Origin of the sequence: Lysobacter sp. S4-A87 (assembly GCF_022637455.1) — a bacterium.
GTDB lineage: Bacteria > Pseudomonadota > Gammaproteobacteria > Xanthomonadales > Xanthomonadaceae > Lysobacter_J.
Map to the genome: position 1 here is coordinate 2,140,896 of NZ_CP093341.1, position 12,785 is coordinate 2,153,680.

The following is a 12,785-nucleotide window of genomic DNA, read 5'->3' on the forward strand; positions in this document are numbered from 1 at the left end:
CCTGGCGATGCGAGCGCGAGCTGCCCTTGCCGCGCTCGCGTTGACGGCATCGTTCGCCATGGCGGCGCATGCCGAACCCGTGCGCGTGCAGCTCCAGGCACCGGCCTTCGCGCCCGAGCAGGTGAAGGTCGCCGTGTACCTGCCGCCGGGTTACGACGAAGCAAGCGACCGGCGCTATCGCGTCCTCTATATCAATGACGGCCAGGACATGGCGGCCGTCGGCCTCGAGTCCACGCTGTCGCGCCTGTACGCAGACGACGCGATCGAACCGGTGATCGTGGTCGCCATCGACATGCTCAGCGACCGCATGGGCACCTACGGACTGTCCGACCGCGCAGCCGGCGCCAGCTTGCCCGGCACGTCGCGCTTCGGGCCGATCGGCGCGCGCGCGCATGAATACGCGCAATGGCTGGCAACCACGCTCGTGCCCTACGTCGACAGTCACTACCGAACGCGTGTGCAGGCTTCCGACCGCACCATGCTCGGCTGGTCACTGGGTGCCTTGCAGGCATTCGACATGGGCTGGCAGTACCCCGACCTGTTCGCGCGCGTGGGCGCGTTCTCGCCGTCATTCTGGCTGCCGCCGCTGCAGCCTGGCGGCGATGATCGCCTCGCGCAGGGGCAGGTCGAGCGCGGCCCCAAGCGCGATGGCCTGCGCATGTTCATCGCCGTGGGCAGCGCCGAAGAGACCGACGACCGTGATCACGACGGTGTGTTCGATGCCCTCGACGATGCCTTGACGCTGATCCGCGGCGGCCGCGATGGCGCGCGCGACCTGCGCGGCCTCGCCGGTTCGGGCTACCCGGTGTCACTGGCGTATGCGCCGTGCCGCCAGCGCACCGACATCGATTTCTTCCTGCTCGACGACGGTCGCCACAACCAGGCGTCGTGGGCGCGCATGCTGCCGGTGTTCCTGCACTGGGCCTACGCCACGCCCGCGGCCAGCGCGATGCCGCGCTGTCGCGAATACCTGGCGGCACCGGCTATCCCGGAGGTTGCGGCGCCCTAGCGGCCCGCGGCCCGGCACCCTGCGGTGCCGGCCGGCCCAGCCCCCACCGCCCGGCGACCGGCGGCGGCGATTGCGTGCGTCCGGAAAACGATTGCACCCCCCATCTGTCTTCGCGCCACGGCGATGAATACGTATGCAATGGAATTTGTGCAGCGATGCCTGCGTCTACCATCGCGCTACGTTCTGGAACGGTCTTTCACATTGCCAATCCTGGCGCACGGGCTTCGACGATCGGCAGCGCAATCGCTGCGACGTACGCAAGCCGACTATAAAAACACTATGCAGTGGGAGGGGAGATGCAACTCAAGCGCAATCTGCTGAGCGTGGCACTGGCTTCGGCGACGATGCTGATCGCCGCAGGCGCCCAGGCGCAGGAAACCGGCCAGCCGGGCACACCGGGCCAGGACGCCACGACGCTGGACTCGGTCGTCGTCACCGGCATCCGCGCCGGTATCGAAAGCTCCATCTCGACCAAGAAGGATTCGACCTCGATCGTCGAAGCCATCTCGGCCGAAGACATCGGCAAGCTGCCTGACATCAGCATCGCCGAATCCATCGCACGCCTGCCCGGCCTGGCCGCCCAGCGCGTGGCCGGCCGCGCCCAGGTCATCAGCGTCCGCGGCCTGTCGCCCGACTTCGCCACCACGCTGCTCAACGGCCGCGAAGTGGTCAGCACCGGCGACAACCGCAGCGTCGAGTTCGACCAGTACCCGTCGGAGCTGTTCAACGGCGTGACCGTGTACAAGACCCCCGACGCATCGCTGGTCGGCCAGGGCCTGTCGGCCACCATCGACATGCAGACCGTGCGCCCGCTGAGCTTCAGCGAGCCGGTCGCGGTCTTCGGTGCGCGCTACCAGAAGAACTCGCTGGGTTCGGCTGCCGACAGCGACGGCGACGGCAACCGCATCAACGCCAGCTATATCGGCCAGTTCCTCGACAACACCCTGGGCTTCTCGATCGGCTACTCGCACCTTGAGACGCCGATCCAGGAAGAGCAGGTCGGCCTGTACGAGCCGTGGCAGGCCGTCCAGGACGGATGGCGTCCGGGCGTGGCCGGCGGCACGTTCTACTCCGACGGCATCAAGGCCCTGCGCCGCACCGGCTATGCCGAGCGTGACGGCGTCATGGCGACCGTGCAGTACCGCCCGTCCAACGACTGGACGAGCACGCTGGACGTGTTCCATACCGAGGCCGAGCAGGTCGACACCGCCAACCAGTTCGAGGTCAACCTCAGCGGTTACAACGGCGGCTACACCCCGGGCCTGAACATCACCGGTGCGCAGATCAACGGCAACAACACCTTCGTCGGCGGCAGCGCCAGCGGCGTGTATCCGCTGGTGCGCGGCATGTACAACAAGCGCGAGGACGAGATCAACGCGTTTGGCTGGAACAACGACTTCGCCGTGGGCAATGCCCGCGTCAACGCCGACCTCAGCTACTCCAAGGCCAGCCGCGACGAGCTGAGCCTGGAAAACAACACCCAGCGCCTGCCCGCGCCGCAGCTCGACACGGTCAACCTGGGTTACAGCAACGGCAACTTCTCGCAGCTGGCACCGGGCCTGGACTACTCCGACCCGAGCACGCTGTACCTGACCAACACGATCTACGGTTCCGGTTACGGCAAGGTGCCCAGCGTCGATGACGAGCTCAAGGGTGCGCGTGTGGTGGTTTCGCTGCCGGGTCCGACGTCGTGGGGCTGGCTGTCGAACATCGACCTCGGCCTGAACTATGCCGATCGCGAGAAGCAGAAGACCCAGCCGGAAGGCAACATCAACATCTGCAGTGGATGCGACACCACGATCGCCTCTGACTTGCAGTTCGATCCCGTCAACCTGGGCTTCGCCGGCATCGGCTACATTCCGGCGTGGAATGTCCCGGGCGCGGTCGGTCGTTACATGACCTTCAATCCGGTCTCCGACCTGTCGTACCTGGTGTCGAAGGCCTGGACGGTCAACGAGAAGATCACCACCGGCTACGTGCAGGCCGACATCGACACCGAGTGGGGTTCGGTCGGTGTCCGCGGCAACGTCGGCGTGCAGATCCAGCACACCGACCAGTCGTCGAACGCGAATTACTGGGACGGCACGGTACCCGGCGGTGGAGCACCCAAGCCGTTCGAGGACGGCACGACCTACACCGACGTTCTGCCGAGCCTGAACCTGGCGTTCTCGTTCGCGCACGACCAGACCCTGCGTGTCGCCCTGGCCCGCCAGGTCGCCCGCGCCCGCGTGGACGACATGCGCGCTTCGCTGGAGTTCGGCGTCGACACCTCGACCGGCAAGCCCGGCGCGAGCGGCGGCAACCCGCGCCTGGATCCGTGGCGTGCCAATGCGTTCGACGTGTCATACGAGAAGTACTTCGGCGACAATCGTGCCTACGTTGCGGCGGCGTACTTCTACAAGGATCTGCGCAGCTACATCTACAAGCAGACGCAGGACGGCTACGACTTCAGCAGCTTCGTCGCCGACTACGTGCCGCCGCCGGGTGGCGTGCCGGCCCAGACCACGGGCAACTTCACTGCGCCTTACAACGGCCAGGGCGGCATGCTGCAGGGCCTGGAGCTGAGTGCTTCGCTGCCGCTGGACATGCTGTGGGAGCCGCTGGAAGGCTTCGGCATCGTCGCCAACGCCAGCTTCAACGACAGCGACATCGAGATCGTCGATCCGGACAGCGCGAGCAGCGTCGGTTCGCAGCCGATCACGCTGCCGGGCCTGTCGGACGAGGTGTACAGCTTCACGGCGTATTTCGAGCGCGGCGGTTTCGAGGCCCGCGTGAGCCAGCGCTGGCGTTCGGACTTCATCGGTGAGATCGGCAACTTCAACGGCAATCGCACGCTGCGTTACGTGGTGGGCGACGACCAGCTGGATGCGCAGATCAGCTATGAGTTCGGTGACGGGACGATGTCGGGCCTGAGCCTGTACCTGCAGGGCAGCAACCTGACCAACTCGGCCTACCAGACCTACGCCAGCACCAAGGATCGTCCGCTCGAGTACATCGAGTGGGGCCGCACCTACCTGGTCGGCGCGTCGTACAAGTTCTGATACCCCCCACGGGCTGAAGAACCCAACCCCTGCCGGAGCGATCCGGCGGGGGTTTTTCATGCCTCGTGTCGTAACGAGTGCAGCGAGGGGCTTCCTGTTGCGGAGTGGCGTTGTCCGCACCCAACACCGTCATCCCACTGTTGCTGTTGCAAGGGCGTCAGACGCCCAGCCACCCGGCGACCACGGCGCGCGCCTCGTCCACACCCTGCTTCGACTCCCCCGAGAACGTCTGCACACTGACCGTGTCGCCAAACGCACTGAACAGGTCACGCTTGACCGCCTGCAGCGTCTGCATCTGCTGCCCGCGGCCCAGCTTGTCGGCCTTGGTCAACAGCGCATGCGCCGGCAGACCGCGATTGACCGCATAACCGAGCATCTGCCGGTCGTACTCGCGCAACGGATGGCGGATGTCCATCACCACCACCAGCCCCTTGAGCGACTCCCGGGTCTGGAAGTACTGATGGATGAAGGCCTGCCAGTGCGCCTGCAGGTCCTGCGGCACCTTGGCGTAGCCATAACCGGGCAGATCGACCAGGAAACGGCCGGGAACCGGCTCCTCGCTGGGCGGGGTGATGTCGAAATAGACCAGCTGCTGGGTCCGGCCCGGGGTCTTGGAGACCCGTGCCATCGCGTTCTGCTGGCACAGCGCATTGAGGGCGCTGGACTTGCCGGCATTGGAGCGGCCGGCGAAGGCGACCTCGGTCCCGCCCTCGGGGGGCAGCTGCTTGTGGTTGTGCGCCGCCAGCAGGTAGCGGGCGCGGACGAAGGGATTGGCCATGCCATAGGATCGCATGGCCACGCCCCTGACCGCCGGAAACAGCGGCCACGGCGCCCGCGAAAGGTCGAAAACCGCGCAAAACGCCTCACCCGGACAGCTCATCCACGCAATCCGCGTTGACCCAACCGGGAGCGGCGACGATAATTCCGCGGTTCCGGCGTCCGCATCGAGGGCGCCTCTTAAAGTGTTTCGGAGCCCAGCTACATGAGCCAAGCCCGCGTCCTCGGCATGATCGGCCTCGCCGCAATGGCGGCCGCTGCCGTCGCCTACGCCCAGACCACCGTCACCCCGGTCCCGGACAACGCACCGGTCCAGGCCGCTGCGCTGAACACCGCGCCGGAAAAGGTCGTCTGGGGTGACGCCAAGGCTGGCGCGACCAAGGCCGGCACCTGCGCCGCCTGCCACGGCCTGGACGGCAACCCGACCGATCCGCAGTACCCGCGCCTGGCTGGCCAGAGCGAGCGCTACATCGCCCACCAGATCGCCCTGTTCAAGACCGGCGAGCGCAACACCGGCATGGCCGCGGTCATGAAGCCGTTCGCCGACGCCCTCAGTGCCCAGGACGCGCGCGACATCGGCGCCTACTTCGCCACCCAGAAGGCCGGTGCCGGCGTCGCCGACGACACCGTCATCGCGACCGGCCCGAATTCGGGCAAGAAGTTCTTCGAAATCGGCCAGCAGCTGTTCCGCTCGGGCGACAAGGCCCGCGGCATCCCGGCCTGCATGGCCTGCCACGGCCCCGACGGCGCCGGCAACCCGGGCCCGGCCTACCCGCACATCGCGGGCCAGCAGTCGGCCTACACCCAGCGCCGCCTGGAGGAGTACCGCACCGGTACCACCACCCAGCGCGATGCCCACCTGTTCACCGTGATGGCGACCGTCGCCAAGCAGCTCAGTGACGAGGAAATCGGCTCGCTGTCGAGCTACCTGCAGGGCCTGCACCCGAGCCACGACGACCTCGCCGCGGCCAACGCACCGGCTGCGCCGGCCGCCGCTGCTCCGGCTTCCGCTCCGGCCGCCCCCGCCCCGGCCGCTGCTGCCCCGGCCGCCGCTCCGGCGCCCGCCCCGACCCAGGAGCCGGCGGCGCCCGCCTCCGGTTCATAAAAGGCAGAACTTTCGCCGGTGACCGTGGTCACAGCGAATATCTCCTCCCTGTTGTCAGCTTGCGCCGGTCGTGGCCACACGACCGGCGTTTTGTTTTCAGATCCCTTCCATCGTCCGCCCTCAAGAGCCCAATCGATGATCCGTCGTCCTGTCCTGCGGTCTGCATCCGTGCGAAAGCTGGCCGTGCAAGCACTGGTCCTGTTCACCCTGCTGCCCGCCGCCGCGCTCGTCTCCGGCGCGATCGCGGCCAACGCCCCGGCTGCCCTGGTCGAGGGCACCGATTACGTGGTGATCGACGGCGGCAAGCCGTTCGCGCCGGTGAAGGGCAAGGTCGAGGTGGTGGAGGTGTTCGGCTACACCTGCCCACACTGCGCGCACTTCCAGCCGCAGGTCGCCAAGTGGCAGGCCAGCAATGCCAGGCAGGTCAGCTTCGTGCCGATGGCCGCGCCGTTCGGCGGCTACTGGACGCCCTATGCCAAGGCGTTCTACACCGCGCAGGAGCTGGGCGTGGCCGCAAAGAGCCATGACGCGATGTTCCTGGCGCTGCACACCGACGGCACCTTGCCGCTGCGCAATCCGTCGGTCGACGAGATCGCCAGCTTCTACGGACGCTATGGCGTCGATGCGCAGCGCTTCACCGCCACCTACGACAGCCCGCAGGTGCAGGCGCGCATGGAGCGGGCCGAGCAGTTCATCCGCACCAGCGGCGTCGAAGGCACGCCGACGCTGGTGGTCAATGGCAAGTACCGCGTCCTCGGCAACAGCTTCGACGACACCCTGCGCATCGCCGATCAACTGGTACAGCGCGAGCGTGCAACACACTGACTGCGCACTCGGAATACCGGTCAGCCCTGGCGGCCGGTATTCTTGCGGTGACACCTCTTGCCCGGCCCGGTCGCTTGCGCGCCGGCCACACCTTCCAGCAATAGCCATCTGCGGAGAATTCGATCCATGACCTCGCGCCTGCCTCACCTTGCCGTGGTTCTGACCGGCCTGCTCGCCCTGTCCGCCTGCTCCAAGCAGGCTCCGGCCCCGGCCGACACCGCGGCCCCGGCCGCGCCGGTCGCCGCCGCTCCGAGCGAACCGGCTGCACCCGCGCCGACGGAAACGACGGCTGCGGCCACGCCGACCGGTCCCGCTGCCCCGGCTGCTCCGGCGGCTGCCGCCACGGCGCCGGAAGGCCCTGCTCCGGTCGCGGGCACCGATTACATCGAGATCGCCGGCGGCCAGACCTATGAGCCCACCAACGGCAAGATCGAAGTGGTCGAAGTCTTCGGCTACACCTGCCCGCACTGCGCGCACTTCGAACCGCTGGTTGAGGCCTGGAAGGCCAAGCAGCCGGCCGACGTGAAGTTCGTGCCGCTGGCCGCGCCGTTCGGCGGCTACTGGATGCCGTACGCGAAGGCCTTCTACACCGCGCAGGCGATGGGCGTGCTCGACAAGACCCACGTGCAGATGTTCAACGCGATCCATGTCGACCACACGCTGCCGGTGCAGCCGCTGCCGAGCGACGCCCAGATCGCGGGGTTCTACGCCAAGTACGGCGTCGATCCCAAGCAGTTCGAAAGCACCATGAGCAGCTTCGCGGTGAACGCCAAGCTCAAGCGCGCCGAAAGCTTCATCAGCCGCAGTGGCGTCGACTCGACCCCGTCGCTGCTGATCAACGGCAAGTACAAGGTCGTCGGCAAGAGCTTCGAGGACAGCCTGCGCATCGCCGACCACCTGGTCGCGCAGGAACGCGCCAAGTCCGCCGCCCCGGCTCCGGCCGGCGGCTGACCTGGCGACCCCGCCCCGAATGGAGACGCGCCGGCTCCGCCTGCTAAGCGCCAACATCCAGGCGGGGTCGAGCACGCGCGGCTACCACGACTACGTCGCGCGCAGCTGGTCGCACGTGCTGCCGGCCGGCAACAAGCGCGGCAGCCTCGACACCATCGCGCAGCTGGCCGGCGAGCACGACATCGTCGGCCTCAACGAGAGTGATCCCGGCAGCCTGCGCTCCGGGTTCACCAACCAGACCCACTACCTGGCCCAGCGCGGCGGCTTCGATTACTGGAGCCACCAGCCCAACCGCCGCGTCGGCGGCGTCGCCTCCAGTGCCAACGGCCTGCTGAGCCGGCTTGAGCCGCGCGAAGTCATCGACCATCCGCTGCCGGGCCGCATCTCCGGCCGCGGCGTGCTGCTGGCGCGTTACGGCGAGGGCGATGCTGCATTGCTGGTCGCGGTGGCGCATCTTTCGCTCGGCGCCAGTTCGCGTGCCGCGCAGCTGGGCTTCATCGCCGAACTGCTGCACGATCATCCGCACGCGGTGCTGATGGGCGACTTCAACTGCTCGATCGATCGTCCGGAAATGCAGGCGCTGTTCCGCAGCACCCGCCTGCAACCGCCCGAGGGAGACGTGCCGACCTTCCCGAGCTGGCGTCCGCAGCGCGCGATCGACCACATCCTCGTCGGCGACGGCCTGCGCACATCAAACGCGCGCGCATTGCCGGCGGCGCAGTCGGACCACCTCGCGCTGTCTATCCAGCTGGACGTGCCCGACAGCGCATTGCGCTGAGCGGCACCTCGCGTAGCCCGGGTGAGCGAAGCGCACCCGGGTTCCGACACGCACGATTCCCGGGTGCGCTTCGCATACCCGGGCTACCAGACCCAAGAAAAAGAACGGTCGATGCAAGCATCGACCGTCCTCGTTCCGCACGCATTCGCGATCAGACGATCACGAGCACGCCATCAGAAGCGATAGTCCGCGCTCACGTACCAGAACGCACCCGGCAGGTCATACGTACCTGCGTCGTAACCGTTGAGCGAACAGGTCAGGCACACCGGCGGCTCCTTGCCGAAGATGTTGTTCACGCCGACCGTCAGCTTCAAGCCTTCGGTGAACGCGTTGGACCAGTTGAACTGCGCATCGTTGAACGTGGTCGAGCCGAGCTCGTTGAAGTCTTCACCGCCCAGGCAACCCGGCGCGTTGGCAACCGGCACGTTGTCGCACGACTCTTCCACCGACGAGATGTAGCGCAGCGTCCAGCCAGCGTTGAAGTCACCCTTGGTCCAGCCCAGCTGCACGTTGGTCTGCCATTCCGGGATCGCGCTGTCGTCGACTTCGATGCCGACCTCGCGCTGCGAGCGGTTGCCGTCGACGTCGACGGCCTCGTAGTCGTTGACGTAGGTCGACTGCAGCGACGCGTTCAAACGACCCCAGCTCCACTCCGGACCGGCCCAGTTGGCCTTGATGTCCACGCCGTCGGTCTTGATCGAACCCAGGTTGTCGAGGAAGTTGTTGGGCGGATTGAGGTTGCCGCCGGCGCCGCGCGAGAACGGCGTGCAGTTGACCGAGTTGACACCGCCCTCGCGCAGGCAGGTCGTCAGCAATGCCTGCAGGTCGCGGGCCTGGATCGCGTCCTCGATCTCGACGTTGTAGTAGCCGACTTCGAAGTCGATGCGGTCCGACCACGACTGGCCGGCACCCCAGCTGGGCGCATAGACCACGCCGAAGGTCCAGTTGTCGGACGTCTCCGGCTGCAGGTCCGGATTGCCACCGGTGAAGGTGGTGATCTGGGTGTTGGCCTGGACGAAGTTCGGCGGCGCACCCTGCGCGGCGCAGCCCGCCGCCAGGTCAGGCGATGCCGGGCCCGGACGACCGGTGGAACCGCAGGGATCGACCAGCGTCGCGCCGAACTGGGTCAGGCCGAACAGCTCGCCCAGGTTCGGTGCGCGGAAGCCGGTGGAGTACGTGCCGCGGACGACGATGTCCTCGATCGGCTGCCAGCGGAAACCGACCTTGCCGGTGGTCTCGTTGCCGAAGGTCGAGTAGTCCGAGTAGCGGATGGCGGCGCTGAGATCCAGCGACGCCAGCACCGGGAAGCTGAACTCGGTATAGATTTCGTCCACTTCGTACGACGCCGACACCGGCGCTGCGAACGAGTCCTGCGATTCGCCGGTCTGGCGCAGCGGATCGGGATTGAAGTCACCGCGATAACGGCGATGCTCGATGCCCGCGGCGAATCCGGCGGTGCGATCGCCGATGTTGAACATGTCGCCGGTGATGTTGCCCTGGAACAGGTCCAGCACCTGCTTGCTCGAGTCGATCTGGCGGGTGCGGATGTAGTCGATCTGGTCCTGCGTCATCGGTCGGCCCTGGCCGCCGAACAGGTCGAGCGGCGTGCAGCCGGCGACCAGTGCGCAGATCGCCGGATCACCCAGCGCCAGCTTCATCTTGGCCACGTTGTAGCCGTTGAGGAACTCCTGCGTGGCCTTGTTCTCGGAGTGGGCGTAGTTGACGTCCCAGCCGAGGGTGCGGTCGCCCATGCCGAAGGTGCCGTCGAGGCCGATGTTGAAATACGTGGTGTCGACATCCTGGTGGAAGATGCGCGGGCCGACTTCCACCGGACGACGGGTCACCACCAGCAGGTTCGAGGCCGCGTCGAGCGTGTAGCCGAACGGATTGAACGGATTGTCCTGGTGGATGCTGATCGTGTCGGCGATGCCGCCGGTGCCGGCGCCGGGGCCGACGAAGATCGGCTCGGGTGCGGCCTGGTTGGTCGAGGTGCGGTTGTTGTACAGGCCCTTGACGTGCAGGCGCACCTCATCGCTGAGGTCATAGGTGGCACTGGCGAAGATCGACTTGCGCTTGCTCGGCGTGAGCAGGAAGTTGTACGGCGCGAAGTTGAAGCGGTCCGACTGGTCGAACTGGTTGTAGGTACCGCCGTTGGGGTTGCTGGGATCGAACACCGGCGTGGTCGTGCCGTTGTTCAAGGTCATGTCGTACCAGTTCTCGGTGTCGGCATCGCAGCCGCCGACGCCGGTGGTCGGACGGTTCGGGTCGCAGAAGAAGAAGCGTCCCTGCGGGATGCCCGAGCTGCCGCCGGTGACGCCGGTGCCCGGGGTCGGGAACGACGACTGGTCCCAGCTCCCCGAGCTGATTTCCTGCTGCTCGAAGTAGCTCGCGGTGAAGATGCCCGTCCAGCGATCGCCACTGCCGCCGATGGTCAGGCTGGCTTCGGTGGTCTCGCCGCCGTCCTCGTACTCGCCGTAATAGGCATGCACTTCGGCGCCGTCGAACTTGCGGCGGGTGATGATGTTGACCACGCCAGCGATGGCGTCGGAACCGTAGATCGCCGAGGCGCCGTCTTCCAGCACTTCGATTCGTTCCACGATTGCCAGCGGAATGGTGTTGAGGTCGGCGCTGCCGCTCACGCCCGACGCGGACGATTCATTGACCCAACGTACGCCGTCGACCAGCACCAGGGTGCGCTGCGAACCCAGGTTGCGCAGGTCGACCTGGGCCGAGCCGGCGCCGATGCCGCCGCCGTCCGGCGGATAGCCGAAGTTGCCGGAGGAATTGAACTTGGCGTTGAGCGCCTTGCCGCTCGAGCTGAGCTGCTGCAGCAGGTCGCCCACGCTCTGCAGGCCGGTGGCCTCGATCTTGGCGCGGTCGAGCACGTACACCGGCTGCGCGGTGACGACGTTGGTCTGCTTGATGCGACTGCCGGTGACGGTGACCGTATCCAGGGTCGTGGCCGACGATGGCTGCGCGGGTGCCGCTGCGTCCTGTGCGGCCGCGAGGCCAGGCAGGCTGAGCAGCAGCGAAAGTTGTATGGCCCTTGTCAGGGACTGACGTCGTAGTGCTTTCATCGACTCTCTCCAAAAAGAAAAAATCAGGCTGAACAGCTGTACGCGCCCACCCCCCTCCAGGCGGCGTCCCTGAGTTGTAAACAATTCGTAAAGCCGCCACAAGCGGCAAAGAGTCAGCGTCACTTTCGGCACAGAGCGCCGGATTGCCCGGTTTTTCAGGCAATTGAAGCCATCAGGGCGGGAATTCCAGCCGCTTTCGGCAAGTTACGTATGGAAAATCGACCTCAAACTGCGAGTTGTCGCCCAGTTTTATGAGATGGGCGGCACATTCCGTACGTCGGGAAGTCGAAATAGGGTCAGCCGCCGAGCACCAGGCTGGTGCCGACCAGGGCGAGGAAGCCGGCGAACACCCGCTTCAATGTGTCGCCGTTGAGCCGGTGGGCCAGGCGGGTGCCGTACGGCGCGGCCAGCACGGATGCCGCGGCGACGCCGATCGCGGCCGGCAGGTAGACGTAGCCGATCGCGTGCGCGGGCAAGGCGCCGGCCGGCGCATGCAGCGCATAGCCAACCGCACTGGCCAGGCCGATGGCGACGCCGCAGGCGGACGACGTGCCGACCGCGCGCACCGGCGCGATGCCGCGCCAGACCAGCAGCGGCACGGTCATGCTGCCACCACCGATGCCGACCACTGCTGAAACCGCGCCGATGCCGAGACCGGCCGCCGTCATCGTCGCGCCGGTCGGCGCCGACACGCTTGCATCGCCCTTGTTGCGGCTGCGACCAAAGGTGAGCTGCGCGGCGGCGAGGAAGCAGTAACCGGCGACGATCCAGCGCAACACGCCGTCGTCGACGCGCACCGCCAGGCCACTGCCGAGCCAGCCGCCCAGCAGCAGTCCCGGCACCATCCACGCCACGGTCGGCCACAGCACGCTGCCGCGCGCGGCATGCGCGCGCGCCGAAGCCGCTGCTGTGAGGACGATGCTGGCCAGCGAACTGGCCAGCGCCGCGTGCATCGCCGCCTCCTTCGGAACGCCCATGCCCGGCAACAACCACGCAAGCGCCGCCACCAGGACCAGGCCACCGCCGACGCCGAGCAGACCGGCGAGGATGCCGGCGATGCAGCCGAGCGCGAGGAAGATGAGCAGTGCAGTGATCATGGGATTCCTTTGAGAATTTTCGTGCAGATCAGCAACGGCAACTGACTGCATCGCACGTCGTGGCGACGGGCACTTCACAACGCTGGGCTATAGTCCCACGCATGCTCCCCCGCCCGTTCACAATC

General features: G+C 67.0%; 9 protein-coding genes. 6 read left to right on the forward strand and 3 right to left on the reverse strand.

Going from position 1 to position 12,785, the window contains the following annotated elements:
- The first annotated feature begins 7 nt into the window (after positions 1 to 7).
- Both MNR01_RS09650 and MNR01_RS09655 read left to right on the forward strand, forming a co-directional pair.
- Positions 8 to 1,009, forward strand: coding sequence for an alpha/beta hydrolase-fold protein (locus tag MNR01_RS09650; RefSeq protein WP_241917614.1), 1,002 nt, complete (start codon positions 8 to 10; stop codon positions 1,007 to 1,009).
- 344 nt (positions 1,010 to 1,353) lie between these two features.
- Positions 1,354 to 4,050 (forward strand): TonB-dependent receptor, encoded by a 2,697-nt coding sequence (locus tag MNR01_RS09655; protein ID WP_241920579.1) that lies wholly within the window; start codon positions 1,354 to 1,356, stop codon positions 4,048 to 4,050.
- Between the two features lie 157 nt (positions 4,051 to 4,207).
- On the opposite strand, the gene yihA is transcribed toward MNR01_RS09655, so the two are convergent.
- The gene (gene yihA, locus MNR01_RS09660) at positions 4,208 to 4,828 is read right to left on the reverse strand and encodes a ribosome biogenesis GTP-binding protein YihA/YsxC (RefSeq protein WP_241920580.1); all 621 of its coding nucleotides are present in this window, start codon (positions 4,826 to 4,828) and stop codon (positions 4,208 to 4,210) included.
- Between the two features lie 204 nt (positions 4,829 to 5,032).
- Here yihA and MNR01_RS09665 point away from each other — a divergent pair, with 204 nt between their 5' ends.
- The 4 genes from MNR01_RS09665 (at position 5,033) to MNR01_RS09680 (ending at position 8,486) form a co-directional block, all read left to right on the forward strand.
- A complete protein-coding gene (locus MNR01_RS09665) occupies positions 5,033 to 5,932 on the forward strand; it encodes a c-type cytochrome (RefSeq protein WP_241917615.1) in 900 nt (299 codons plus the stop codon).
- A gap of 183 nt (positions 5,933 to 6,115) precedes the next feature.
- Positions 6,116 to 6,757: a thiol:disulfide interchange protein DsbA/DsbL gene (locus tag MNR01_RS09670; RefSeq protein WP_241917616.1), complete on the forward strand. Its 642-nt coding sequence runs from the start codon at positions 6,116 to 6,118 to the stop codon at positions 6,755 to 6,757.
- Positions 6,758 to 6,883: 126 nt separating this feature from the next.
- On the forward strand, positions 6,884 to 7,708 hold the full coding sequence (locus MNR01_RS09675; protein ID WP_241917617.1) for a thiol:disulfide interchange protein DsbA/DsbL: 825 nt from the start codon (positions 6,884 to 6,886) through the stop codon (positions 7,706 to 7,708).
- 19 nt (positions 7,709 to 7,727) lie between these two features.
- Complete coding sequence (locus tag MNR01_RS09680) at positions 7,728 to 8,486, forward strand: endonuclease/exonuclease/phosphatase family protein (RefSeq protein WP_241917618.1); 759 nt, start codon at positions 7,728 to 7,730, stop codon at positions 8,484 to 8,486.
- Positions 8,487 to 8,659: 173 nt separating this feature from the next.
- On the opposite strand, the gene MNR01_RS09685 is transcribed toward MNR01_RS09680, so the two are convergent.
- Entirely contained in the window at positions 8,660 to 11,563 is a 2,904-nt protein-coding gene (locus tag MNR01_RS09685; protein WP_241917619.1) for a TonB-dependent receptor, read from the reverse strand.
- A 296-nt stretch (positions 11,564 to 11,859) separates the two neighbouring features.
- Entirely contained in the window at positions 11,860 to 12,660 is an 801-nt protein-coding gene (locus tag MNR01_RS09690) for a sulfite exporter TauE/SafE family protein (protein ID WP_241917620.1), read from the reverse strand.
- Between the last annotated feature and the right edge of the window lie 125 nt (positions 12,661 to 12,785).